Genomic DNA, 24,845 nt, shown 5'->3' on the forward strand with positions numbered 1-24,845 from the left:
GCGGGCCGAGCGCTTCCGCGCCCGGCCCGGCCTCCCCGGCCTCGGAGCCGGCTGGGTAACGCAGCCGGCTGGACAGCGGTGCGTCCCGGACCGGTTGCCCCGGCGCGCCCACCGGCGAGGTGGGGTCGTGGTACGGCGGGCGCGGGGATTTCCCGGCTCCGGTGCCGGCGCTCCGCAGAGCAGTAGGCGGGCTGGCGGCGGGGTTTTGCCACGCCTTGATCCAGGTGTGCCGGGACAGCACCGGCGCCCGCCGCCCCCGGAAATCCGCTGTTCCCGCGCGCTTCAGTTCAGCAGCACGTAGTTCAGCTCCTCGCACACCCGGCCCAGTGGCACGTCCAGCCCGGGGTGGTCGAGCGGCAGCAGCACGTCCGGCGCCAGCGGCAGCGCCTCGCCGGCCGGTGGGTCCCACAGGCACAGCGCGGGGTGCCCGCCGTCCATCGACGAGCGGTACCACAGTCCGTCCAGCTCCGGGAAGGCCGCGCGGATCGCCCGCGCCCACGCCTGCGTGATCTTCTTCGGCCCGCTCGAAATCTCCTGCGACGCCCCGACCCGCGTCGGCCACAGGCCGGTCAGGTCGAGCAGCCTCAGCGACCGCGACGGGCGCACCACGACCAGCCTCGGGAGCCGCGTCCTGCGGTCGACCAGCGACGTCGTCTGGAACACCTCCGCCACGCTCGTCCGCACAGTCAGCCCGAAGTACAGCACCCCGTGCCCCGGATCGGTGACGGCGCGCCCGTCCCGGCTGGGCGGCTGCGGGTCGAAGCGGCCGTGCGGCAGCGGGCCGGTGTAGCGGAACGTGTTCCACTGCTGCGGGTGGTTGCCGCCCGCGGTGAAGATCCGCACCAGCCGCCGCGTCGGCGGCACGGTCACGATGTCGACGTCGGCGCGCAGGGCAGCGAGGAGCTCAGCCCGCGACGGCGGGAGTGGCAAACGGGCCATGAGATGCGGGGCGGCCTCAGAACGGGGTGCCGAGCGTGGCGGCGAGCGCGGCGACCGGCTCGGGGTCGCCCCCGGCCAGCAGCCACTGCCGCGGGGTGGCGGGCCGCCCGCCGATCTGCAGGTCGGCCTGCTCGGTGTTCATGAACGCGGCCACGACCAGCGCGGGCTGGTCGTCCGGCACAGCGGCCAGCACGGCCTCCAGCCCGGGCAGCGCGCCCCGCTCGCCGAACTGCCACGACGGCAGCCGCCAGCCGCCCTGGTCCTTCCAGCCGGTCAGGCGCCGGTCGGCCAGCTTGTGCCGGATCCGGCTCGGGTCCACGCCCAGCCGCCGTGCGGCCTCGGCGACCGTGAGGGCGGACTCGGCCAGCACCGCGTGCGCCGCCACCGACGGCGCGCGGCTGTCCGGCTCGTCGTCGCGCCGGGGCGACAGATCGAGCCCCGCCTCGGCGAGCGCGGCCCGCTGCCCCTCGGAGAAGAAGGACACCGGGTCCGGGTTCGGCGGGGCGAGGCGGCGCGCGGCGTCCTCGACCAGCGAGAGGAAATCCGCGGCGTCGATCCGGAGGCCTGCCTTGGCGAGGACGTTCTCCAGCGCGACCGTCATGAGCCTCAGCATAGCGCTCGGCGTGCGGGTTCGTGCGCCCTAGGGGAAACTGTCCGCAGAGGACACGATCTTGTCCACTCTTGACATGTGTGGCGGGTCACTCTAGGTTCGGCCGAGTAATCGATTTCTCGCAGCGTGGCGAGGGGGGCCAGCATGGACGCGGAGCCACGGTCGCCCCTGGTCGAGCTGGCCGGGGTGAGCAAGTCCTACGGCGGAGTTCATGCGGTGCGTGACGTCGATTTCACTGTGCGTGCCGGAGAAGTCCACGCGCTGCTCGGGGAAAACGGCGCGGGCAAGTCCACTCTGATGAAGATCCTCTCCGGTGAGGTGGGCGGCCACCGCGGGGAAATCCGCATCGACGGCGAGCCCGTCCGGTTCGCCCGGCCCGCCGACGCGCAGCGCGCCGGGGTCGCGATGATCCACCAGGAACTCGACCTCGTCCCGGCGCTGCCGATCGCCGAGAACGTGTTCCTCGGCCGCGAGCCCCGCACCCGCTTCGGCACCATCGATCGCCGCCGGATGGTGCGCGAGACCGCGCGCCTGCTGGACCGCATCGGCGTCGCGCTCGACCCGCGCCGTCCGGTGGAGGAGCTGCGCACCGGCGAGCAGCAGCTGGTCACCATCGCGAAGGCGCTGTCGCTGGACGCCCGGATCATCGTCATGGACGAGCCGACCTCCGCGCTGTCCGCGCCGGAGATCGACCGGCTGTTCGCCGTGATCGCCGAACTGCGCCGCGCCGGCGCCGGCGTCGTCTACATCTCGCACCGCATGGACGAGATCGGCCGCGTCGCCGACCGCGCGACCGTGCTCCGCAACGGCGAGGTGGTGGCGGAGTTCGACGCGCGGGCGATGACCGCGCAGCAGGCGTCCGAGGCGATGGTCGGCAGGCCGGTCGAGTCGATGTTCCGCACCGGCGACGGCGCGGGCGCGGGGGAGGAGCTGCTGCGCGTCGAGGACCTGGTCGTGCAGTCGCGGCGCCCCGGCCGCCGTGATCCGGCCGGCATCAGCCTGCGGGTCGGGCGCGGTGAGATCGTCGGCGTCGCCGGGCTTCTCGGCGCGGGCCGCACGGAGCTGCTCGAGACGATCTACGGCGTCGGGGGACGCTGGTCCGGGCGGATCCTGCTGCGCGGCGAGGAGATCCGCCCGCGCGGCCCCCGCGCGGCGCTGCGCCTGGGCATCGCGTTCGTGCCCGAGGACCGGCGCGTCGCGGGCCTGGCGCTGGAGCACTCGGTGCTCGCCAACACGGTGCTGTCCATAGTGGACCGCATCGCGCGGGCCGGGGTGGTGCCGCGGCGGCGGGAACGCGCCGCGGCGCAGGAGATGGTCGACCGCCTCGGCGTGAAGCTCGCGTCGCTGCGGGACCCGGCAGGCTCGCTGTCCGGCGGCAACCAGCAGAAGGTCGTGCTGGGGCGCGGCCTGCTCACCGAACCCGCGCTGCTGCTGCTGGACGAGCCGACCCGCGGGGTGGACGTCGGCGCGAAGGCCGAGATCTACCGGCTCCTCGGCGAGGCGGCGAGCAGGGGCGTGGGGGTCCTGCTCGCGTCGTCGGAGCCCGCCGAGCTGATCGGCGTCTGCCACCGCGTGGTCGTGCTGCGGGACGGCCGCAGCGTGCGGGAACTGGACACGGCGAACACCACCGAAGCGGAGCTGCTGGCGTTCTCGATGGGCGAGGGGGCCGTCGAGGACCTGGTGGCGGAAGGGACGTCATGACCAAGGTGGCCGCGTTGCCCGACCTCGCCCGCCCCGGCGGCGGGCTGCTGGCGACGCTGTTCCGGTTCCAGAGCCTGTTCGGCCTGGTGCTGGTGTTCATCGCCGCGGTGGTGTACTCGCCGAGCAAGAACGGCGAGCTCGTGTTCCTGGACTCGGGCAACCTGTTCAACGTCGTGCGCTCGATGTCGGAGATCGGGATCCTCGCCGTCGGGATGACGCTGGTGATCCTCATCGGCGGCATCGACTTGTCCGTCGGGTCGGTGCTCGGTCTGGCCAGCGTCGGGGTGGCGGTCCTGCTCACCGAGAACGACCTCGGGCTGGTGCCGGCGGTGGCGCTGGTGCTCGCGATCGGGCTCGGGTTCGGGCTGCTGCAGGGGTTCGCGATCACCTCGTTCGGCATCCAGGCGTTCATCGTGACTCTGGCCGGCATGCAGATCGCGCGCGGCCTGGCGCGGATCTGGTCCGGCGGGCAGGGCGTGTCGATCACCTACGGCGAGGGGCCGGGGCAGGCGCCGGAGACGTTTTCGCTGCTGGGGGAGCGCACCTTCAACGGGCTGGTGCCGATCCCCGCGCTGATCTTCCTGGTGGTCGCCGCACTGGCGGTGGTGCTGCTGCGGGTCAGCGCGTTCTCCCGGCACATCTACGCCATCGGTGGCAACGAGAAGGCCGCGCGCCTGTCCGGCGTGCCGGTCAAGCGGGTGAAGATCATCGTGTTCGGCCTGTGCGGGCTGCTGGCGGCGCTGGCCGGGATCGTGCACGCCGGGCAGCTCAACTTCGGCGGACCCAACGACGGCGCGATGTACGAGCTGGACGCGATCGCCGCCGTGGTCATCGGCGGCACCAGCCTGATGGGCGGGCGCGGTTCGGTGGTCGGCACGGTGGCCGGCGCGCTGCTGGTCGGCGTGCTGCGCAACATCCTGGGCCTGAACAACGTGGACTCCAACGTCCAGTTGCTCGTGATCGGCCTGGTCATCGTGCTCGCCGCGGGGCTGCAGCGGCTGCGCCCGGCATCGGTTTCCTGACGAGAGGGGAAGAATCATGCGGAAGTCCCGTGGCCTGGCGGCGGTGGGCGCGTGCCTGCTGCTCGCGGCCTGCGGCACCACGAACGAGAACTCGGGCAGCGGCGGGGGCGCGCAGGGTGCGCCGGAGCGCTGCGGCGCCGACGGGCAGTACACGATCGGGATGAGCCAGGCCAACGTCGCCGAGCCGTACCGGCAGCGGATGGACGACGACATCCGCGCCGCGGCCGCGTCGGTGCCGCAGTTCACCGTCAACTTCGCCGACGCCGCGCAGGACAACTCGAAGCAGGTCGAGCAGGTCGACAACTTCATCACCCAGCAGGTCGACCTGCTCATCATCAGCCCCAACGAGGCGACGCCGCTGACCGCGCCGGTGAAACGCGCCTACGACAAGGGGATCCCGGTGCTGGTGCTGGACCGCAAGGTCGACGGCGACGCCTACACGTCGTTCATCGGCGCGGACAACGTCGACATCGGGCGGCAGGCCGGCGAGTACTTCAAGACGACGTTGCTGCCGAACGGCGGCAAGATCGGCGAGCTGCGCGGGCTGGCCGGGTCGACCCCGGCGCGGGAGCGGCACGACGGCTTCATGCAGGGCATTCAGGGCTCGAAGATCGAGATCGTGGCCGCGCAGGACGGCGACTGGCTGCGGGACAAGGGCCAGCAGCAGGCCGACGCGATCCTCAAGGCGAACCCGGACATCCAGGCGATCTACTCGCACAACGACCCGATGGGCGAGGGAGCCCGCATAGCCGCGACGAACGCCGGGCGGCCCGACCTGCCGATCACCGGGATCGACGGGTTGCCCATCGAGTCGGGCGGGCTGAAGGCCGTCGAGGCGGGCCGCCTGTCGGCGACGTTCATATACCCGACGGGCGGGCAGGAGGCGATCGCCGCGGCGAAGAGCATCCTGGTGGACTGCCGCCAGGTGCCGAAAACGCAGACGCTGCCGACGAAGCTGGTGACGAAGGACAACGCGGCGGCCACGTACGCGGAGCTGAACAGCGGGTCCTGACCGTGTCGCGCGCCGTCCCGTCGCCCCGGCGGCGGGACGGCCCCGGATCGCCGCCGGAAACGAACCCCGTCAGGCGCGGTGGCTGCTGCCCCGCTCGATGAGCTGCGCCTCCAGCGTCGTCGCGGTCGGGGGCAGCGAGCCATCGGCTATCCGGGCCAGCAGCAGCCGCGCCGCCTCCGCGCCGATCTCGTACGCCGGCTGGGCCACGACGGTCAGCGGCGGGTCGATGAGCGTCGCCCAGGGGACGTCGTCGAAGGCGACCACCCCGACGTCCCGCCCCAGCCGCAGCCCGGCGGCCCGCAGCGCCTCCAGCACGCCGATCGCCATCGCGCTGTTGGCCACCAGCAGCGCGTCGGGCGGCTCCGCCTCGGCCAGCAGCGCACGCGTCGCCGCCTCGCCGCCGGACGCCCGGTACTCGGCCCGCCGCTCGCGCCGCTTCCGCCGCCCGAGCGCGTCCCGGTACCCCGCCAGCCGGTCGTCGGCCGTGCGCACCCCCGCCGGCCCGGTCACGCACCCGACCCGCTGGTAACCGGCCGCCAGCAGGTGCTCGGCCGCCGCCCTGGCCGCGGCCCGGCTGTCGACCAGCACCTGATCACCGGTGCCCGCGCGCAGCGGCCGGTCCACCGCGACGACCGGCGTTCCGCGCCCCAGCAGCATCTCGACCCCGGCCCACTCGTCGGTCGGCGAGATCACCACCCCGGCCACCCGCTCCTGCAGCGCCACGTCGATGTAGCGGCGCTCCTTCTCGGCGCTCTCGTCGGAATTGCACAGCACCACGGAGTAACCGGCCGTCTGCGCCACGTCCTCGACGCCGCGGGCGATCGCGGTGAAGAACGGGTTCTCCACATCGGAGATGATCAGCGCCAGGACCGCGGTCTCCTGCCTGCGCAGGTTCCGCGCGAGCCCGTTGGGCTGGTAGCCCAGCTCTTCCGCGGCCGCGCGCACCCTGGCGACCAGCGCCGGATCCACTGTGGACACGCCGTTCAGCGCCCGCGACACGGTGGCCGTGGACACCCCGGCGCGCCGCGCCACATCGCTGATGGTCGCCACCGCGACCTCCCGTCTTCCTCGCCGCTCACGCGGTGGACGGGCGGCTATTGACACCGTCCGGGGTCCAGAATAGCGTCTTGAGTAATCGATTACCCGCCCTAGGAGGCAGCGTGGCCCGCATCGGCGTGATCAGCATTTCCGACGGGCGTGACCATGTGCACGCGCGCAACGCCCGGTTCATCCAGTCCAAACAGGACGAGCTCGTGCGGTCGCTGACCGCGGCGGGGCACGAGGTGGTCGCGGGCCGGGACCTGGTCGCGACCAACACGCTGGCCACGTCGGTGGCGCGCGAGGTCGCCGCCGCCGGGGTGGACGTCACGATCTTCTACTACGCGGTGTGGAGCTTCCCGCACTTCACGATGCTCGCCGCGGACGCCACGCGCAGCCCGCTGATCCTGGTCGCCAGCACCGACCCGACCGAGCCGGGTCTGGTCGGCATGCTCGCCGCGGGCGGCGCGCTGGACCAGATCGGCCGCGCCCACACCCGGTTGTGGGGCGCGCCGGACGACGCGGACCTGGCCGGCCGGGTCGGCGCGCACGCGCGGGCCGCCGCCGCGGTCGCGTCGCTGCGCGGGTCCACCTTCGGCCGCTTCGGCGGCCGCCCGATGGGCATGAACACCGCGGTCGCCAACACCGACCAGTGGATGCGCCAGTTCGGCGTCGACGTCGAGGAGATCGACCAGTACGAGCTGGTGCTGCGCGCGGAGAAGGCCGACGTCGGCGAAGCGGCCAAGGCGCGCCGCTGGATCGAGGAGCACGCGGCCGGGGTCCACTACGACGGCCAGAAGCTCACGCCCGAGCTGCTGGAGCGGCAGATCCGGTCGTACCTGGCGATCCGCGACATCATCGACGAGCGCAAGCTCGACTTCTCCGGCATCAAGGGCCAGCCGGAGCTGACCGAGCACTTCGCCACGATGGACGTCACCGAGGCTTTCCTCAACGACCCCTACGACTGGAACGGCCCCAAGCCGGTGCACGTCACCGCCACCGAGGCGGACATGGACGGCGCGCTGACCATGCAGCTCATGCACAAGATCTCCGGCGACCCGGTGCTGTTCGCCGACGTCCGCCACTACCACGCCGACCGCGACATCTGGGACCTGTGCAACTCCGGCCAGCACGCCACCTGGTACGCCGCGCGCAGCGACGACCCGGCGGAGAACCTGGCGAAGGTCCACTTCTACCCGGAGGTGTTCTTCTTCCCCGCGGGCGGTGCGTCGGTCCAGCACATCGCCGCGCCCGGGCAGATGACGCTGGGACGGCTCACCCGGCAGGCGGGGGAGTACCGTCTGCAGCTGATGCTGGGCGAGTTCGAGAACTACGACGACGAGACCAACGAGTCCCTGATGCGCCAGTCCACGCCGGAGTGGCCGCACGCGTGGGCGCGCCTGGACGCACCCGCCGAGACGTTCCTGTCGCGGTTCGGGGCCAACCACATCCACGCCATCCCGGGCGACCGCCGCGCCGAGCTGCGTGCCGCGGCCGGCCTGCTGGGCGTCGACGTGCACGAGTGGTCCCGTGACTGACCTGCTGCTCGGCATCGACATCGGGACGTCCAGCTCGAAGGGCGTCCTGGTCACCCGCGACGGCGAGATCGTGGCCCGCGCGTCGCGGGCGCACGACACCTCGTGCCCGCACCCGGGCTGGGTCGAGCACGACGCGGAAACCGTGTGGTGGCAGGACTTCCTGGCGCTGACCCGGGAACTGGTGGCGGCGGCCGGCGACCGGAAGCCGGCGGCGCTGGCCGTGAGTGGCATCGGGCCGGTGCTGCTGCCCGCCGACTCCGACGGCACCCCGCTGCGGCCGGCCATCCTGTACGGCGTGGACACCCGCGCCTCCCGGGAGATCGAGGAGCTGACCGCGGAGCTCGGCGCGGAATCCATTGTGGAGCGCGCGGGCACGGCGCTGTCGTCGCAGGCGGTCGGCCCGAAGTGGCGCTGGCTCGCCCGGCACGAGCCGGAGGTGTTCCGGCGCACCCGGCTGTTCCTGATGTGCAGTTCCTACCTGGTGCACCGGCTGACCGGCGAGTACGTCCTGGACCACCACTCGGCCAGCCAGTGCGACCCGATGTACGACCTGCGCGCGGGGGACTGGGCCGCGGACTGGGCGGCGCTGTGCGCGCCCGGGGTCGAGATGCCGCGGCTGGTGTGGCCGACCGAGGTGGCCGGTGTGGTGAGCGCGGCCGCGGCGGCGGAAACCGGTCTGCCGCAGGGCCTCCCGGTCACGGCCGGGACGGTCGACGCGTGGGCCGAGGCCGCCAGCGTCGGCGTGGCCGAGCCGGGCGACACGATGGTCATGTACGGCACCACGATGTTCCTCATCCAGGTGCTGGCCGACCCGCGCCCGCACACCGGCCTGTGGACGACGTGCGGCGCCTTCCCCGGCACGTACTCGCTGGCGGCCGGGATGGCGACCTCCGGCGCGATCACCGACTGGCTGCGCCGGCTCGTCGGCGGCGACTTCGCGACCCTGGTCGACGAGGCCGCGAAGGTGCCGCCCGGCAGCCGGGGCCTGCTGATGCTGCCCTACTTCGCGGGCGAGCGCACGCCGCTGTTCGACCCGGACGCCCGCGGCGTGCTGGCGGGGCTGACCACCTCGCACGGCATCGGCGAGATCTACCGCGCCGCGCTGGAGGGCATCGCCTACGGCGTGCGGCACAACCTGGAGGCCATGCGCGACTCCGGCGGCGCGGCGCGCAGGCTGGTCGCGGTCGGCGGCGGCACGCAGGGCGGGCTGTGGACGCAGATCGTCAGCGACGTGACGGGCGCCGACCAGCAGGTGCCCGCGGAGACGATCGGCGCGGCGTTCGGCGACGCGCTGCTGGCGGCCGTCGCGATCGGCGCGGAACCGGACGTCACGCGCTGGAACCCGGTGGCGAGCACGGTTCGCCCGGATCCGGCCGCGGTGGACACCTATGACCGGTTTTATACGCGGTACCGCGAACTCTACCCCTCCACAAAGGACATAACGCACTTTCTGGCCGAGCGTCAGCGGGAGAGCGGGCACTAGCCTTGGCCGGGTGTTTTCCGAACCCTCGGGCCAGGGCTGGCAGCAGGTCGGCGAACTCGTGCTCGCGCTGGTGCTGTGCTCGCTGATCGGCCTGGAACGCGAACTGAAGCAGAAGAGCGCCGGCTTGCGCACGCACACGCTGGTCGGGGTGGGCGCGGCGCTGTTCCTCCTGGTGAGCAAGTACGGCTTCACCGACGTGCTCGAGCCGGGGCGGATCGTGCTGGACCCGTCGCGGGTGGCGGCGCAGATCGTGTCCGGGATCGGGTTCATCGGCGGCGGGCTGATCTTCGTGCGGCGCGACGTGGTGCGCGGCCTGACCACCGCGGCGGTGGTGTGGATGAGCGTGGCGGTGGGCTGCGCGTGCGCGGCCGGGCTGCCGCTCCTGGCGGTGGTCGTCACCGCGGCGCACTTCGTGGTGGTCTACGGCTACCCGCCGCTGGTGCGGCTGCTGACGCGCCGGCGCCCCGCGACGACGACGGTCCGGCTGGCCTACCGGGACGGCGAGGGGGCGCTGCGCCGGATCCTGGAACTGGCGACCCGCTCCGGCTACTCGGTCCAGCAGGCCCTGACCAACCGCCGCGACTCCGGCGGCGTGATCGACCTGAGCATGCGGCTGCTCGGGCCGCGCGGCGTCGACGACCTGCTCGCCAGGCTGGCCGAGCAGCCCGGGATCCTCGCCGTCGAGACCGGCGCGATCGACGACACGAGCGAGTAGAAGTCGCAGGTCAGCGGGGTTGCACTACCCCGAGCGGGTGAAAAGCGGACGGTGATGTACCCGCCAGGTAACGATTGACGCTCGGCTTGCGAGGAATGGTTGACGCGCTCGGTGGAAGCGCGGTGAGCCGAGAGAAGACGACGCCATGGGTGTTGTTCCCACCGTGGGTCCCGGGCCGGGACCGCGGCGGCCGCTGGCCAGTTCGATGGCGGTGTTCGCCGCCCTCGGGGTGGTCCTGACGGTCGGCCTCACCTCGCTGCTCGTCGCCGGGCAGCGGTCCGCCGACCCGTCGGTGGGGTCGCTCAGCGGGGCCAGCGCGCCGGTCGTGGCGCCGGTCGCGCCCGTGCCGCAGGTGTCCTACGCCGTGACGTACGAGCTGACGGGCGGCGCCGGGGCGCTGAACGTGACGTACGTGGCGAAGGGCGCCGACATCGCGCAGGTCCTGGAAACGGACACCCCGTGGTCGGTGTCGATCGAGCGCACCGGGCCGCAGGGCTCGGACCAGTACTTCAGCCTGACGGCGCAGAACGCCGGTGGCGGCACCCTGACGTGCCGCATCATCGTCGACGGGGTCGTGGTGAGCGAGCGGTCCGTGTCGGCGCCGCAGGGGATGGTGCGCTGCTCGAAGTCGCTGCCCTGACCCGTCCGGGCCGCCTCCCGCGATCGCCGTGGGGCACGATCACCTCGTGAACGGTGCGACCCTGCATACCGGTCCGGTGCTGGCCGTCGTCCTCGCCGCGCTCGTCGCGGTGGGCGCCCTCGCGGTGTGGCTCGGCCGGCTCGGGCCGGGGTGGGCGGTCGCGACGGCGGCCGGTCGCGCGATCGTCCAGCTGGGCGCGGTGTCGCTGCTGATCACCGCCGTGCTCCGGTCCGGCTGGCTGACCGGGCTGTTCGTGCTGCTCATGTTCACCGTCGCCGCGGTCACCTCGGCCCGCCGCGTCGGGCTCCCGCTGCGCCGCGCGCCGTGGATCGCCGTCGCGCTGGCCGGCGGTGTCCTCCCGGTGCTCGCGCTGGTGCTCGGGTCGGGGGTGGTGCCGCTGGAGCCGATCGCGGTGGTGCCGATCGCCGGGATCGTCATCGGCGGCGCCATGAGCGCGACGTCCCAGGCCGCCCGCCGCGCCCTCGACGAGCTGGCCACACGCCACGGCGAGTACGAAGCCGCCCTCGCGCTCGGTTTCCTGCCGCGAGCGGCCGCGCTGGAGATCTGCCGTCCCAGCGCCGGGCAGGCGCTGATCCCCGCGCTCGACCAGACCCGCACGGTCGGCCTGGTGACCCTGCCCGGCGCGTACGTCGGCGTGCTGCTCGGCGGGGCCAGCCCGGTGCAGGCCGGGGTGACGCAGGTGCTGGTCCTGATCGGGCTGCTGGCCGCCGAGGCGATCGCCGTGCTCGTGGCGGTCCAGCTCGTGGCGGCGGGACTCGTCGATCGCGGTTAGCGTGGGGGCATGACTGTTGCGGACTTGGTGATCGACGGGTTCGGCCGCATCCAGGAGGTCGTGCACGAGGCCGTCGACGGGCTGACCGAGGACCAGCTGGCCGAGCGCCTCGACGAGGACGCCAACTCGATCGCGTGGCTGGTCTGGCACCTCACGCGCGTGCAGGACGACCACATCGCGGACCTGGCCGGCACGCCGCAGGTGTGGAGCGAGCAGGGGTGGCACGAGCGGTTCGGGCTGCCGTTCCGGCCGTCGGCGACCGGCTACGGGCACCGCTCCAAGGACGTCGCCGCGGTGCGCGCGGAGGCCAAGCTGCTCACCGGCTACCACGACGCAGTGCACGACTCGACGGTCGCGTGGCTGGGCTCGCTGCGCGAGGACCGGCTGGACGACGTGGTCGACGAAGCGTGGGACCCGCCGGTCACCCTCGGGGTCCGGCTGGTCAGCATCCTGTCCGACGACCTCCAGCACGCCGGGCAGGCGGCGTTCATCCGCGGCGTCCTGGAGCGGCGCTAGGTGTACTGCTAGGGCGGCGGGAACTCGGCCGCGACCTCGGCGGCGTCGTCCATCGCCGCCGGGTCCGGCCGCCCGCCACCGGGAGCGGCCTCGGCGATGACGACGAGCGAGCCGTCGCGCCGCGACCCGTAGTACTGCCCGGTGAACTCGACGCCGGCGAGGCCGAGCGCGCCGGCCGCGAGGGGCTCGACGTTGCCCGTGCCGTCGGTGTCGGCGAGCTCCTTGAGCTCGGCCGCGGTGCTCGCGGTGGGCATGCGCACCCACGCGATCGACACGACGACGGTGTTGCCGCGCGTGTCGCCGATGGCGAGGAGGAGCCGGTCCAGCTTGCGGCACGGGTGCTTCCGGAAGAACTGCTGGACCTGGCCGTAGGAGTGGGAGCCGCAGGCCGTCGCGGCGTGAGCGGCCTGCCGCAGCTGACGCAGGCCGATGCGGTTCCAGGCCTCGCCGCGCTGCCCCTTGCGGGCGGCGTCCTTGCCGGCCGACTTGCCGTGGGCGGAGGTGGCGGTGCCGCCGGTGACGCCGCCGCCCGTGGTCAATCCGGCTCCGCCCGCCGCGAGCGCACCCACCGCCACGGCCGCGACGACCGCCTTGCCGCCCTTCTTGGGGCGGTCCTCCCCGAAGGGGCGCTTCGTGCCGTTGATCGTGCGGACCATGGCCGAAATAGTCGCCGCTTCACCCCATTGGTTTCATCGTTCGCGGCGAAATCGCTCGAATGGCCCAGTCCCGAATTCCGGCGAGATTTCACATGCTCCCGGTATCCCCGAAAGAACCGCTGGTCGCGACTGACAAAACCGGCACTGTCCAAACAGGACAAGGAAGCAACCGAGGGTGTTCTCGCCGGTTCATCCGAACAGGACCCCGGATCGCTCACCTGGCCGTTGCCGCCAACCGATCACCGGTGGCACCGTCGAAGACATGCAGGCCTTCACTCTGCCCGAGTTCTACGTCCCCCATCCGGCCAGGATCAACCCGAACCTGGAGGGCACCCGCGCGCACAGCATGGACTGGGCGCGCCGCATGGGCATGCTCGACGCGGCCAAGCCCGGCGGAGGTGTGGTGTGGACCGAGGCGGCGCTGGCCAAGATGGACTACGCCCTCATGTGCGCCTACACGCACCCGGACTGCGAGGGCCCGGCCCTCGACCTGATCACCGACTGGTACGTCTGGGTGTTCTTCTTCGACGACCACTTCCTCGAGCAGTTCAAGTACTCCCGCGACATGGCCGGCGCGAAGGAGTACCTGGACCGCCTCGAGTTGTTCATGACCGCGCCCGGCCAGGAGCCGCCGGAGCCGGCGAACCCCGCCGAGGCCGGGCTGAAGGACCTGTGGGCACGCACGATCCCGGCGATGTCGGAGGGGTGGCGGCGGCGGTTCACGCTGAGCACCCACAACCTGATGGTCGAGTCGATGTGGGAGCTGGCGAACATCGACCTGGGCCGCGTCGCCAACCCCATCGAGTACATCCAGATGCGGCGGCGGGTCGGCGGTGCGCCGTGGTCGGCGAACCTGGTCGAGTACGCCGTGCGGGCCGAGGTGCCCGACCGGCTGTCGGCGACGCGGCCCGTCGAGGTCTTGTCCGACACGTTCGCCGACGCCGTGCACCTGCGCAACGACCTGTTCTCCTACCAGCGCGAGGTGCGGGAGGAGGGCGAGAACTCCAACGCCGTGCTGGTGCTCGAACGGTTCCTCGGCTGTTCCACGCAGGAGGCGGCCGAGCTGGTCAACGACCTGCTGACGTCGCGCCTGCAGCAGTTCGAGGACACCGCGCTGGTCGAGGTGCCCGCGCTGCTGGCCGAGCACGCGGCCCTGCCGCACGAGCAGATCGCCGTCGGGGCGTACGTGAAGGGGCTGCAGGACTGGCAGTCCGGCGGTCACGAGTGGCACGCGAGGTCCAGCCGGTACATGAACGAGGGCGCGGCCGAGGGCGGCTCCAGCCGGCTCACCGCCGGGCCGGTCCTGCGCACCCGGAGGCAGCAGCGCGACCACGTGCCGTTCACCAAGGTCGGGCACCTGCCGCTGCCCGAGATCTACATGCCGTACGCGTTCCGCATGAGCCCGCACCTGGAGGAGGCGCGGGAGCAGAACGCGCAGTGGTGCCGGGAGATGGGTTTCTACGATTCGGTGCCGGGTGTGGAGGCCGGCGGGGTGTGGGACGAGGAGCGGCTGCGCGGGATCGACCTGGCGCACTGCGCGTCGATGATCCACGCCGACGCCGATCCGGACGAGCTGCACCTGTCCACGGCGTGGCTGGCGTGGGGCACCTACGGCGACGACTACTTCCCGGCGGTGTTCGGCGCGGGCCGCAACGTGCCCGCCGCGAAGGTGACCAACGACCGGCTGTCGCTGTTCATGCCGCTGGACGCGGGGGAGACGCCGGAGCCGCTGACCCCGCTGGAGCGCGGCCTGCAGGACCTGTGGCGGCGCACGGCGACCCCGCTGAGCGGCGACGCGCGGCGGGTGTTCCGGAAGGCGGTCGAGGACATGACCGCGAGTTGGGTGTGGGAGCTGGCCAACCAGGCGCAGAACCGCATCCCGGACCCGATCGACTACGTCGAAATGCGGCGGCGCACGTTCGGCTCGGACATGACGATGAGCCTGGCGCGGATCACGCACCTGACCGAGGTGCCGCCGGAGCTGTTCGGCACGAGGACGCTGCGTGAGCTGGAGACCGCGGCGCAGGACTACGCGTGCTTCGCCAACGACCTGTTCTCCTACCAGAAGGAGATCGAGTTCGAGGGCGAGCTGCACAACATGGTGCTGGTGGTGGAGCACTTCCTCGGCCTGGACCGGCTCGCTGCGCGGGACGTGGTGAACGACCTGATGACGGCGCGAATGCGGCAGTTCGAGCACATCCTCGCCACGGACCTGCCCCAGCTCTTCGAGGACGCCGAACTGGACCAGCCCGCCCGCGACGCGCTCCTCCGCCACGCCGACGAGCTGAAGGACTGGATGTCGGGCATCCTCGAGTGGCACCGCCAGTGCGTGCGGTACACCGAGCCGGAGCTCAAGCGCCTGACCACGCCCGCGGCGCCGGCGTTCCCCGCCGGGCTCGGCATGTCGGCCCTCCGGCTGGCCGACCGCTTCCGGGCCGCCTCGGCCTGACGCCCCGCGCGGCCACGGGCGGGGGTGAGCGGCGGGTGGTTCAGGCCGGGGCGATCAGTTGCCGAGGGCGGCGCGGTCGCGCCTGGCGCGGCGCGGGCAGTGGCGAGCAGCCTCCGTCCGGGAGACCGTTCACGCCGAGCGGCAGCTCCCGAGCAAGATCACTCCCGGAGAAGTCACCCCCGCCGGGAATCACCCCCGCCGGGAATCACCCCCGCCGGGAGATCACCCGCGCCGGGAGAGTCACCCCTCCGCCGGGGGATCACTTCGCGGGGGAAATCACCCGCGCCCGGCGGCTTCCTTCGCGCCGCGCACGGCGAGCTTGTCCGCGCGTTCGTTCTCGGGGTGTCCGGCGTGCCCCTTGATCCAGTGCCACTGCACCTCGTGCGCGCCGATCGCCGCGTCCAGGCGTTGCCACAGGTCCGCGTTCTTCACCGGCTCGCGGCTCGCCGTCTGCCAGCCGTTCGTCTTCCAGCGCGGCATCCACTGCGTGACGCCGTTGCGGACGTAGCTCGAGTCCGTGTACACCCGCACCACCGAGGGCCGCGTCAGCGCCTCCAGCGCGCGGATCGGCGCCATCAGCTCCATGCGGTTGTTCGTCGTCGTGCCGGGCTCGCCGCCGTAGAGCTCCTTCTCGTGCCGCCCGTAGCGCAGCACCGCGCCCCAGCCGCCCGGCCCGGGGTTCCCGCTGCACGCGCCGTCGGTGTAGATGTCCACGACCGGCCCGTCCTCCTGCACGTGCGGAAGCGTAGCAGCGGCAACGAATCGTTCACCCCACGGCCACACCCGATCAAGTAACTTCCGCGCTCCGGGCGCGACTCCAGGAGGAGGCCCTCCGGACTCACCCGCGGGAGTGGATCATGCGTTACCGGCCCATCGGCAGCGATCCCCTGGACGGGCGGCTCGGCCGCTACATCCCGGACGACTGGCGCCACCTGGAGAACTACCCGATCACCGCGCTGCCGGAGGTGGACCGCCCCAGCGCCGTGCCCGTGGTGATCGGCGTCAACTGGTACGAGGCGTTCGACGAGCCGGAACGCGACGAGCGGTCCGGCGAGATCTTCATCGGCCACCGCCGCGACCTCGGCGCCATCCGGGGCGGGCACTGCGTCTGCCTGGAACCGGGCGGCAGCCCCGACACCGACGACTGGTACCGCTTCTACGACCAGGGCAGCGAGGGCGCGTGCGTCGGTTTCGGCTGGTCGCGCTGCATGACCCTGCTGAACAAGGGCCTGTATGCCGCGCGCTGGCTGTGGGACCGCGCCAAGGAACGCGACGAGTGGCCGCAGACCAACCCCGGCGACGACGAGGGCACCTCCGTCCGCGCCGCCGCCGAAGTGCTCGTCGCCGCCGGTCACGTGGACTGGCAGGAGGACTTCGCCAGGGACGACTCGGGCGAGCGCGCCGGCTACGAGCCGGACGTGGCCGACGGGATCCTCGCGTTCCGCTGGGCGACCTCCGCCGCGGAGGTGCGCCAGGTGCTCGCCAACTCGCGCGCCGACGAGCTGAACGCGGTGCCGATCCTCAACTCCTGGGGCGGCAACTACCCGCACCGGGTGTGGATGCCCGACGAAGTCCTCGACCGGCTCATCGGCGAAGACGGCGAAGTCGCGATCCCGACGGACCGCTGACATGACCGCCTACCCGGACCGCGACGCGGTCGAGAAGCGCGTGCACGAGCGCGAGGACGAACGCCTGCGCAAGATCGCCATCCTGGCCGAGCCGTTCGGGCTCGCCAGGGCCGACGACCCCGGCCGGGTCGCCACCCGCATCGACCGGCTGAGCCGGTCCCGCCCGGACGTCCGCCCGGTCGACCCGGTCGCGATCGCGGAGGGGGAGGAGGGCGCGCTGCGCGACGCGGGCACCGTGCTGGAGCGGATCATCCGCACCGACGACCTGCTCGGTGTCGGCTACCTCGAAGGCGGGGTGCGCGCGGCGAAGGCGGTGGGCCGCATCTCCATCCGCGACGACCGCGGCCGCCTGCGCGGTTACGGCACCGGATCGCTGGTGTCGCCGGAGCTGCTGCTCACCAACCACCACGTGCTCGCCGACGCCGCGACCGCCGCGTGCAGCGTCGTCGAGTTCGACTACCAGGACGGCGCCGACGGCCTGCCGTTGCCGGTGCGGCTGTTCGCGCTGGACCCGAAGCGGTTCTTCGCGGCCGACCAGGGCCTGGACTTCGCGCTCGTCGCGGTCCGGGCCACCGCCGCGGAACTCGCGGCGTTCGGGTTCAACCGGCTCGTCGAGGCCGAGGGCAAGGCGATCGTCGGCGACTACGTGACGATCGTGCAGCACCCGAATGGCGAGCGGAAGCAGATCGCGTTGCGGGAGAACCGGATCGTCGACGTGCTGGAGCGTTTCCTGCACTACGAGACGGACACCGAACCGGGCTCGTCGGGCTCGCCGGTCTTCAACGACCAGTGGGAGATCGTGGCGCTGCACCACGCCAGCGTCGCCGCGCCGCGGCAGGGCGAACTGGGCGGCGTCGTCAACGAGGGGGTGCGCGTCAGCCGCCTGCTGGCCGCCCTGCGCGCCCGCACGTTCCCGCCCGAGCAGCAGGCCCTGCTGGCCGGCGTGTTCGGCGAGCCGTCGCCGGTGGTGGCCGCTCCCGTCACCGAGGCCATCCGCATCGACCCGGACTACGGCAACCGGTCCGGTTACGACCCGGATTTCCTGGCCGGGCACCGGGTTCCGCTGCCCGAGCTGTCCCCGGACCTGGCGCCGCTGGCCGCGGTGAACCGGCAGGCCACGAGCGAGCCGAAGCACGTGCTGCCCTACCACCACTTCAGCGTGGTGCTGAACAAGCAGCGCCGGCTCGCGTTCTTCACCGCGGTCAACATCGACGGCGCCACGAGCGTCCGGTTGCGCCGCGAGAAGGACAAGTGGTCGCTGGATCCGCGGGTGCCGGAGGAGGAGCAGACCGGTGAGCCGGTCTACGCGGACAACCCGCTCGACCGCGGGCACCTCGTGCGCCGGCTCGACCCGGCGTGGGGGCCGTCGCGGGAAGCGGCGAAGTCGGCCAACGACGACACCTTCCACTTCACCAACTGCACGCCGCAGCACGAGGACTTCAACCAGAACCGCACGACGTGGGCGGGGCTGGAGGACTACGTCCTGGAGAACGCCGACAACCGGGACCTGCGGGTCAGCGTCGTCACCGGCCCGGTGTTCGCCGCCGACGACGACCAGTACCGGGGCGTGCAGCTGCCGCGGCAGTTCTTCAAGGTGGTGGCGATGGTCCGGCAGGACGGCAGCCTGTCGGCCACCGGCTACCTGCTCAGCCAGGAAAAGCTGTTGCAGGGCCTGGAGGCCGCGGCCGAGTTCTCCTACGGCGCCTACCGCACGTTCCAGGTGCCGGTCCGGCGCATCGAGGACCTGACCGGGCTGTCGTTCGGCCCGCTCCGCGACGCGGATCCGCTGGGGCAGCAGGAATCGGCGACGACCGCGAAGGAGGTCGGCGGGCCCGCGGACCTGGTCCTCTAGGGCGTCACGCCCGCGGCGTCACCAGGGCGCCCGCCCGACGTTCTGCTCCGCGACGTGCCGCAGCACGATGTCCTCGGCGGGCTCGTCGGCGGCGGGCAGGCTGTGCAGCATCCCCGCCGCGCGCAGCGCGCGTTCGACCGGGCGGGCGCCGGTGCCGGTGACCCGCAGGGCGGCGCCGCGGCGCGCGGCGGCCTGCTGGGTCTCGACGAGCACCGTCAGCCCGGCCGTGCCGAGGAAGGTGACCTCGGACAGGTCCAGTACGAGCAGCGTCACCGGCCCGCGCAAGCGGTGCCCGATGACCGCCGACAGTTCAGGCGCGGTGGCCAGGTCGACGTCGCCGCCGACCTCGACGAGCAGGGTGTGCGGCGCGGGCTGGGACACGTCGACCGTGAACGCGCCGGCGTCCGGGGCCTGGGTCGATCGGGGAACCGGAATGGCCCCCTGCGTGACGGGGGCGGAGCGGGTTTCCGGAGAAGCCATGAGCACGGCCTCCACACTGCGCGGCGAGCGCCTGTCGGATACGTCAAGACGGCTACCTGCTCAACCGCAGGCCCGATGCTACCCCCGCGGCACCACTTCTGCGAGGCGCCCAGGTCAGCGGCCGGCGAGCTGGGCGGCCGCGGCGTGCAGGCCGGTCAGCGCGGCCTCCTCGTCGAGGCGGCCGGGCACGAACAGCACGCACGCGCTCGCCACGCGGCCGGCCCGCAGCGAGACGGGCACCGCCAGCGCGCCGATGCCGGGCAGCACCTCGCCGGTGGTGCGCACGTGGCCCAGTTCGCGGGCCAGGGTGACCTCGGGCCGTTCGTTCGGGCGCGGCGGGAGCGCGGCGAGCAGGGCGAGACCGGGCGCGCCGCGCGTGATCGGGTGGCGCACACCCGGCCGGTAGGACACCGGGCCTGCGGCGGCCGGCGGTTCGACGGTGACCAGCGTGAGCGCCTCCTCGCCGTGGGGGACGGCGAGGAACGCGACGGTCCCGGTGGCCTCGGCGACCGGCGTGAGCGCGGAGTGCGCCAGCGACTGCAGATCCGAGCGCACGGCCGAGGCGACGGTGAGCACGGCCAGACCCACCTCGTAGCGGCCCGCCGCGTCGCGCTGCAGGTAGCCGTGCGCCTCCAGCGTGCACAGGACGCGGTAGGCGATCGACCGGTGCAGGCCGGTGACCTCGGCGATCGTCGCCGTCGTGCACGGGGCGTGCTCGGCGACGGCCTCGAGCACGGCCAGCCCCCGTTCGAGTGTTTGCAGCCCCGCGCCTCCGACGACCTTGCCTTCTGCCATGCCGCCCTCGTACTGTTCTCTCAGAAATAGAACTCTCTGCTCGATAATAGAGTAAGGACAGCGTCGTGACCACGGTCGGCATCGTCGGGGCGGGCATCGCCGGGCTGCACCTCGGCCTGGCCCTGCGTGCCGCCGACGTCCCGGTCACGCTGTACGCCGACCGGCCCTTCGACGAGCTGGCCGCCGGCCCGCTGCTCAACACGGTCGCCCACCACCACCCGCTGCTGGAACGCGAGCGGGCGCTCGGCGTGCACCACTGGCCCGCGGCGGAGTTCGGATACCGGGCGCACCACCACTGGATCGGCGGCCTCCGCTTCACCGGCCGGTTCACCCACCCGTCGTGCGCCGTCGACCACCGCCTCTACCTGCCGCGGCTGGCCGAGGACCTGGCCGCGCGCGGCGGGCACGTCGAAGTGCGCGAGGCCGGCCCGCGCGACCTGGGCGCGCTGGCCCGGCGGCACGAGCTGCTCGTCGTCGCGTCCGGGCGGGGCGCGCTGAGCGGCCTGTTCCCGCGCCGCCCCGAGCACAGCCCGCACGACGCGCCACGCCGGCTGGTGTGCGCCGGTCTGTACACCGGCATCGCGCCTGCCGAACCGGCCGCGGTCACCATCGGCGTCGCGCCGGGCCAGGGCGAGCTGCTGGAGATCCCGCTGGTGTCCCGGCACGGCCGGGTCACCGCGCTGCTGTTCGAGAACGTGCCGGGCGGCGACCTCGCGGTGCTGAACGAGCTGTCCCCGGCGGAGGACCCGGCGCTGTTCCGCAAGACCGTGGTGGAGAAGCTGCACGAGCACCACCCCGCGACGGCCGAGCGCCTGCTCGGCGACTTCGCCCTCACCGATCCGCGCGACCTGCTGCAGGGCGCGGTCACGCCCGCGGTGCGGGAGGACTTCCTGTCGCTGGGCGACGACAGGTTCGCCCTCGCGCTCGGCGACGCCCACGTCGTCGTCGATCCGGTGATGGGGCAGGGCGCGAACATCGCCGCCTACAGCGCGGCCGTGGTCGCCGCGGAGATCGCCGCCGAAACCGTCTACGACGAGGTGTTCTGCCGCCGGGTCGCGCGGGCGCGCGAGGAGGTTCTGCTGGGCGCGTCGGCGTGGACGAACCTGGTGCTGGACCCGCCGCCGTGGCTCGGCGAGCTGTGGCGGGGCCTGGCGGACGACCCGCGCCGCGCGGACGAGTTCACCGACAACTTCGACCACCCGGACCGGCAGTGGCGCGCGCTGGCCACCCGGCGCCGGGTGCGGGCGTTCCTCGACGGAAGCTGACCGGGAGAGCGGAGGACAACGTGGTCCACACAGCGACGAAGATCCTGAGCACGCGGGCGGCGCCCGGCGGCGAGAGCGTCGACTACTGGCGGCACGTCATCTCCGACGCGTTCGTGCCGCTGGAGGCGGCCGCGCCGGAGCCGTCGTTCCGCGGCGAGGTGCGCATCGACCGCCTCGGCTCGACCTTGGTGTCCAGAGTGGACGCCGGGCCGCACCGCGTCCGCCGCACGAAGGCGATGATCGGCGCGAGCGAACGCGGCTACTACAAGCTGGGCCTGCAGGTGCGGGGCAGCTGCCTGCTCGTGCAGGACGGCCGGGAGGCGCTGCTCGGGCCAGGCGACTTCGCGTTGTACGACACCGACCGGCCCTACACGCTGGCCTTCGGCGAGCCGACCTCGATGGCGGTGTTCATGTTCCCGCGCGAGCGGCTGCGCCTCGGCGCCGGGGGAGCGCGGCAGGTACTGGGGCAGCCGATCCGCGGCGACGACGAGCCGGGTTCGCTGCTGTCGCCGCTGTTCCGCCGGCTGGTGCGCCAGCTGGGCGGCGCCGCGTCGCCGATCCCGCTGGCCGACGCCGTGCTGGACCTGCTGGCCGCGCTGCTGACCGAACAAGCGGGCGCGGCGCCGGATTCGCTCGTCCTGCAGGCCCAGTCCTACATCGACACGCACCTGTCCGATCCGGACCTGTGCCCGGATTCGGTCGCCGCCGCGCTGCACATCTCCACCCGGTACCTGCAGAAGCTGTTCGCCGAGCAGGGCACCGGTGTCGCGAGCTGGATCCGCACCCGGCGGCTGGAGCAGTGCCGCCGCGACCTGTCCCGGCCGGAGCTGACCCGCCCGGTGAGCGCGGTGGGCGCCGCGTGGGGCCTGCCGGACGCGGCGCACTTCAGCCGCGCCTTCAAGGCCGCGTACGGGCTCAGCCCTCGGGAGTTCCGCGCCCAGGCGCTGTCCTGACGCCCGGCCGTTCGCGAATCGTCAAGAAGCGTTCGCCTGAGGGAAAGACCGGCAGGGCCGCGCCGCGCAGGATGGTCCCATGAACCTGACCGGGCAACTGCTCATCGGCGGCGAGTGGACGGCCGCAGCGGGCGGAGGCGTATTCGAGACCGTCGACCCGGCCACCGCGCGGCCCATCGGCACGGTCGCCGACGCGCGGCAGGCCGATGTGGACAGTGCCGTCGCCGCTGCCCGCGCCGCGTTCGAACCGTGGCGCCGCCTCAGCCCCGCCGCCCGCGCGCGCATCCTGTGGCGCGTCGGCGACCTGATCGACGAGCACGCCGACGAACTGGCCGCGCTGGAGACCCGCGACCAGGGGCAGCCGATCGGCATCGCGCGGAACGTGTCGGTCGCCGCGGCCGCCGAGCACTTCCGCTACTACGCGGGCTGGGTCACCAAGATCGAGGGCGAGACCTCGCCGGTGTCCGTCCCGGACGTCCTCCAGTACACCCGCCGCGAGCCGGTCGGCGTGTGCGCGCTCATCACGCCGTGGAACTTCCCGCTGATGATCGCGTCCTGGAAGCTCGCCCCGGCGCTCGCCTGCGGCAACACCGTCGTCGTCAAGCCCGCCGAGCAGACCCCGCTCACCACGTTGCGCCTGGCGCGGCTGATGGTCGACGCCGGTGTCCCGGCCGGCGTGCTCAACGTCCTCACCGGCGGCCCGGAGGCCGGCCGCGCCCTGGTGGACCACCCGGACGTGGACAAGGTGTCGTTCACCGGCTCCACCGACGTCGGCCGCGAGATCGTCCGCGGCAGCGCGGGCAACCTCAAGCGGGTGTCGCTGGAACTCGGCGGCAAGGCGCCCGCCGTCGTCCTGCCCGACGCCGACCTGCCCGCCGCGGTCCAGGGCTGCCTGCAGGGCGCGCTGCTCAACTCCGGCCAGGTGTGCGCGGCCTACACGCGGTTCTACGTGCACAGCTCCCTGGTGGACGAGTTCGGCGACCGGCTCGCGCGGGCCGCCGAGAAGATGGTCATCGGCCCCGGCCTGGACCCCACGACCCAGCTGGGCCCGCTCGTCTCGGCCGACCACCTGTCCGCTGTGGACACGGCCGTGCGCAAGGCCGCGGCCGAGGGCGCCCGCATCGCCACCGGCGGCGAAACCACCGGCAGCGACGGCTACTTCTACCGCCCGACCGTCCTCACCGGGGTCACCGACGACATGGCCGTCGCCCGCGACGAGATCTTCGGCCCGGTGCTCGCGGTGCTGCCGTTCGACGACACCGACGAAGTGGTGCACCGCGCCAACGACACCGAATACGGCCTCGCCGCGTCCGTGTGGACCCGCGACCTCAGCGCCGCGCACCGGCTCGCCGACGCCATCCGCGCCGGCACCGTCTTCATCAACATGCCCAACCCCGTCGACGCGGCGGCGCCGTGGGGCGGGTTCAAGTCCAGCGGGTGGGGCCGCGAGATGGGCAGGCACGCCATCGAGCTGTACACCGAGATCAAGAGCGTCTGGACCCACCTGTGAGGAGAGGAGCGACCATGCCGAACATCGGCATCATCGGCGCCGGGATCGCCGGCCTGCAGCTGGGACTGCTGCTGCGCGAGCACGACGTCCCGGTGACGATCTACACCGACAAGACCGCGGCCCAGCTGGCCGGCGGGCGGCTGCTCAACAGCGTCGCCCACCACGCGCCGACGCTGAAGCGCGAGCGCGAGCTGGGCATCGACTTCTGGCCGGTGGAGGAGTACGGCTACTCCTGCCACCACCACTACGTCGGTGGTCCCGAGCCGATGTCCTGGCGCGGCGACTTCGCCGAGTGGTCCAGCGCCGTCGACTACCGCCTCTACCTGCCCAAGCTCACCGAGGCGTTCGAGGAGCGCGGCGGGCGGCTGGAGGTCCGGACGCTGCAGGCCGAGGACATCGAGCCGATCGCCGACCGGCACGACCTGCTCGTCGTCGCCGCCGGTCGGGGTGCGTTCGCCGCGTTGTTCCCGCGCCGCCCGGAGCTGAGCCCGTATGACGGGCCGCAGCGGATCCTGTCCGTCGGCCTTTACCAGGGCATCACCTACTCGGAGCCGAAGGGCGTCACCATCAGCGCCTCGCCCGGGCACGGCGAGCTGCTGGAGATCCCGATGTACGGCAAGGACGGGTTCACCACCGCGCTGCTGTTCGAGAACGTGCCGGGCGGCGACCTGGAGATCCTCGGCCGCCAGTCCTACGACGCCGACCCGAAGGCGTACGAGCGGCTGGTGCTGGACAAGCTCGCCAAGCACCACCCGCAGACGTTCGAACGCGTCGACCCGGCGAGCTTCGCGCTGACCGGCCCGCTGGACATCCTGCAGGGCGCGCTGACGCCGACCGTGCGGCAGGACTACGCGAAGCTGCCGAACGGCAAGTTCGCGTTGGCGATCGGCGACGTGCACACCGTGGTCGACCCGGTCGTCGGGCAGGGCGCGAACTCGGCGTCGCACTCCGCGTGGGTGACCGGGCAGGCGATCCTGGAGGACTACGGGTTCGACGAGCTGTTCTGCCAGGACGTGGCCGCACGCCGCGCCGACGTCGTGCTGGGCGCGGCGAACTGGACCAACCTGATGATCGGCCCGCCGCCGGAGCACCTGCTGCGCCTGTTCGGCGCGATGCACGCGGACAAGGCGATCGCCGACGAGTTCACCAACAACTTCGACTACCCGGACCGGCAGTGGCGCATCCTCGCCACCGCCGAGCGCACGCACGAGTTCCTGGCCCGCCACGCGAAGGCCTGAGGAAGGGAGTTT

General features: G+C 72.8%; 23 protein-coding genes. 16 read left to right on the top strand and 7 right to left on the bottom strand.

Going from position 1 to position 24,845, the window contains the following annotated elements:
* Window positions 1–282 precede the first annotated feature (282 nt).
* Both AMY39116_RS0325065 and AMY39116_RS0325070 read right to left on the bottom strand, forming a co-directional pair.
* Complete coding sequence (locus AMY39116_RS0325065; protein WP_020420369.1) at window positions 283–939, bottom strand: RES family NAD+ phosphorylase; 657 nt, start codon at window positions 937–939, stop codon at window positions 283–285.
* 16 nt (window positions 940–955) lie between these two features.
* Window positions 956–1,540: a hypothetical protein gene (locus AMY39116_RS0325070; RefSeq protein ID WP_020420370.1), complete on the bottom strand. Its 585-nt coding sequence runs from the start codon at window positions 1,538–1,540 to the stop codon at window positions 956–958.
* Between the two features lie 153 nt (window positions 1,541–1,693).
* Here AMY39116_RS0325070 and AMY39116_RS0325075 point away from each other — a divergent pair, with 153 nt between their 5' ends.
* From AMY39116_RS0325075 to AMY39116_RS0325085, 3 genes are read left to right on the top strand one after another with little or no spacing between them, the layout of a single operon-like run.
* Window positions 1,694–3,250, top strand: coding sequence for a sugar ABC transporter ATP-binding protein (locus AMY39116_RS0325075; RefSeq protein ID WP_020420371.1), 1,557 nt, complete (start codon window positions 1,694–1,696; stop codon window positions 3,248–3,250).
* Window positions 3,247–4,272, top strand: coding sequence for an ABC transporter permease (locus AMY39116_RS0325080; RefSeq protein WP_020420372.1), 1,026 nt, complete (start codon window positions 3,247–3,249; stop codon window positions 4,270–4,272). The genes AMY39116_RS0325075 and AMY39116_RS0325080 overlap by 4 nt, the downstream gene beginning before the upstream one ends.
* 16 nt (window positions 4,273–4,288) lie before the next feature.
* A complete protein-coding gene (locus AMY39116_RS0325085; RefSeq protein WP_020420373.1) occupies window positions 4,289–5,284 on the top strand; it encodes a substrate-binding domain-containing protein in 996 nt (331 codons plus the stop codon).
* 69 nt (window positions 5,285–5,353) lie between these two features.
* Here AMY39116_RS0325085 and AMY39116_RS0325090 read toward each other — a convergent pair whose 3' ends face one another.
* On the bottom strand, window positions 5,354–6,334 hold the full coding sequence (locus AMY39116_RS0325090; protein WP_020420374.1) for a LacI family DNA-binding transcriptional regulator: 981 nt from the start codon (window positions 6,332–6,334) through the stop codon (window positions 5,354–5,356).
* 110 nt (window positions 6,335–6,444) lie between these two features.
* On the opposite strand from AMY39116_RS0325090, the gene AMY39116_RS0325095 reads away from it, so the two are divergent.
* From AMY39116_RS0325095 to AMY39116_RS0325120, 6 genes are all read left to right on the top strand, one after another.
* Window positions 6,445–7,860, top strand: coding sequence for an L-fucose/L-arabinose isomerase family protein (locus AMY39116_RS0325095; RefSeq protein WP_020420375.1), 1,416 nt, complete (start codon window positions 6,445–6,447; stop codon window positions 7,858–7,860).
* Window positions 7,853–9,343: an FGGY-family carbohydrate kinase gene (locus AMY39116_RS0325100; protein WP_020420376.1), complete on the top strand. Its 1,491-nt coding sequence runs from the start codon at window positions 7,853–7,855 to the stop codon at window positions 9,341–9,343. Before AMY39116_RS0325095 ends, AMY39116_RS0325100 begins: the two co-directional genes overlap by 8 nt.
* Window positions 9,344–9,353: 10 nt before the next feature.
* On the top strand, window positions 9,354–10,058 hold the full coding sequence (locus AMY39116_RS0325105; protein WP_020420377.1) for an MgtC/SapB family protein: 705 nt from the start codon (window positions 9,354–9,356) through the stop codon (window positions 10,056–10,058).
* A 145-nt stretch (window positions 10,059–10,203) separates the two neighbouring features.
* Window positions 10,204–10,698: an MmpS family transport accessory protein gene (locus AMY39116_RS0325110; protein ID WP_039791744.1), complete on the top strand. Its 495-nt coding sequence runs from the start codon at window positions 10,204–10,206 to the stop codon at window positions 10,696–10,698.
* Between the two features lie 46 nt (window positions 10,699–10,744).
* A complete protein-coding gene (locus AMY39116_RS0325115; RefSeq protein WP_020420379.1) occupies window positions 10,745–11,491 on the top strand; it encodes an ABC transporter permease in 747 nt (248 codons plus the stop codon).
* Between the two features lie 9 nt (window positions 11,492–11,500).
* Window positions 11,501–12,007 (top strand): DUF664 domain-containing protein, encoded by a 507-nt coding sequence (locus tag AMY39116_RS0325120; protein WP_027936214.1) that lies wholly within the window; start codon window positions 11,501–11,503, stop codon window positions 12,005–12,007.
* A gap of 8 nt (window positions 12,008–12,015) precedes the next feature.
* Here the strand turns inward: AMY39116_RS0325120 and AMY39116_RS0325125 are convergent, their stop codons facing one another.
* The gene (locus AMY39116_RS0325125) at window positions 12,016–12,663 is read right to left on the bottom strand and encodes a hypothetical protein (RefSeq protein WP_020420381.1); all 648 of its coding nucleotides are present in this window, start codon (window positions 12,661–12,663) and stop codon (window positions 12,016–12,018) included.
* A 262-nt stretch (window positions 12,664–12,925) separates the two neighbouring features.
* Here AMY39116_RS0325125 and AMY39116_RS0325130 point away from each other — a divergent pair, with 262 nt between their 5' ends.
* Window positions 12,926–15,112, top strand: coding sequence for a geosmin synthase (locus tag AMY39116_RS0325130; RefSeq protein WP_020420382.1), 2,187 nt, complete (start codon window positions 12,926–12,928; stop codon window positions 15,110–15,112).
* A 276-nt stretch (window positions 15,113–15,388) separates the two neighbouring features.
* On the opposite strand, the gene rnhA is transcribed toward AMY39116_RS0325130, so the two are convergent.
* Complete coding sequence (gene rnhA, locus AMY39116_RS0325135; RefSeq protein WP_020420383.1) at window positions 15,389–15,847, bottom strand: ribonuclease HI; 459 nt, start codon at window positions 15,845–15,847, stop codon at window positions 15,389–15,391.
* 122 nt (window positions 15,848–15,969) lie between these two features.
* Between rnhA and AMY39116_RS0325140 the strand changes: the two genes are divergently transcribed.
* A complete protein-coding gene (locus tag AMY39116_RS0325140; protein WP_020420384.1) occupies window positions 15,970–16,740 on the top strand; it encodes a hypothetical protein in 771 nt (256 codons plus the stop codon).
* Between the two features lies 1 nt (window position 16,741).
* Complete coding sequence (locus tag AMY39116_RS0325145) at window positions 16,742–18,592, top strand: DNA/RNA non-specific endonuclease (RefSeq protein ID WP_020420385.1); 1,851 nt, start codon at window positions 16,742–16,744, stop codon at window positions 18,590–18,592.
* 18 nt (window positions 18,593–18,610) lie between these two features.
* On the opposite strand, the gene AMY39116_RS0325150 is transcribed toward AMY39116_RS0325145, so the two are convergent.
* Entirely contained in the window at window positions 18,611–19,072 is a 462-nt protein-coding gene (locus AMY39116_RS0325150; RefSeq protein ID WP_235716219.1) for an STAS domain-containing protein, read from the bottom strand.
* A gap of 114 nt (window positions 19,073–19,186) precedes the next feature.
* Entirely contained in the window at window positions 19,187–19,867 is a 681-nt protein-coding gene (locus AMY39116_RS47620; protein WP_020420387.1) for an IclR family transcriptional regulator, read from the bottom strand.
* Between the two features lie 65 nt (window positions 19,868–19,932).
* Here AMY39116_RS47620 and AMY39116_RS0325160 point away from each other — a divergent pair, with 65 nt between their 5' ends.
* The 4 genes from AMY39116_RS0325160 (at window position 19,933) to AMY39116_RS0325175 (ending at window position 24,833) form a co-directional block, all read left to right on the top strand.
* Window positions 19,933–21,132 (top strand): styrene monooxygenase/indole monooxygenase family protein, encoded by a 1,200-nt coding sequence (locus AMY39116_RS0325160; protein ID WP_020420388.1) that lies wholly within the window; start codon window positions 19,933–19,935, stop codon window positions 21,130–21,132.
* 20 nt (window positions 21,133–21,152) lie between these two features.
* Complete coding sequence (locus tag AMY39116_RS0325165; protein WP_020420389.1) at window positions 21,153–22,085, top strand: helix-turn-helix domain-containing protein; 933 nt, start codon at window positions 21,153–21,155, stop codon at window positions 22,083–22,085.
* A gap of 79 nt (window positions 22,086–22,164) precedes the next feature.
* Entirely contained in the window at window positions 22,165–23,595 is a 1,431-nt protein-coding gene (locus AMY39116_RS0325170) for an aldehyde dehydrogenase (protein ID WP_020420390.1), read from the top strand.
* A 14-nt stretch (window positions 23,596–23,609) separates the two neighbouring features.
* Window positions 23,610–24,833, top strand: a complete 1,224-nt coding sequence (locus AMY39116_RS0325175) for a styrene monooxygenase/indole monooxygenase family protein (RefSeq protein WP_020420391.1) — start codon at window positions 23,610–23,612, stop codon at window positions 24,831–24,833.
* Window positions 24,834–24,845 lie beyond the last annotated feature (12 nt).

The sequence above is a fragment of the Amycolatopsis sp. ATCC 39116 genome (assembly GCF_000231075.2).
Lineage (GTDB): Bacteria > Actinomycetota > Actinomycetes > Mycobacteriales > Pseudonocardiaceae > Amycolatopsis_E > Amycolatopsis_E tucumanensis.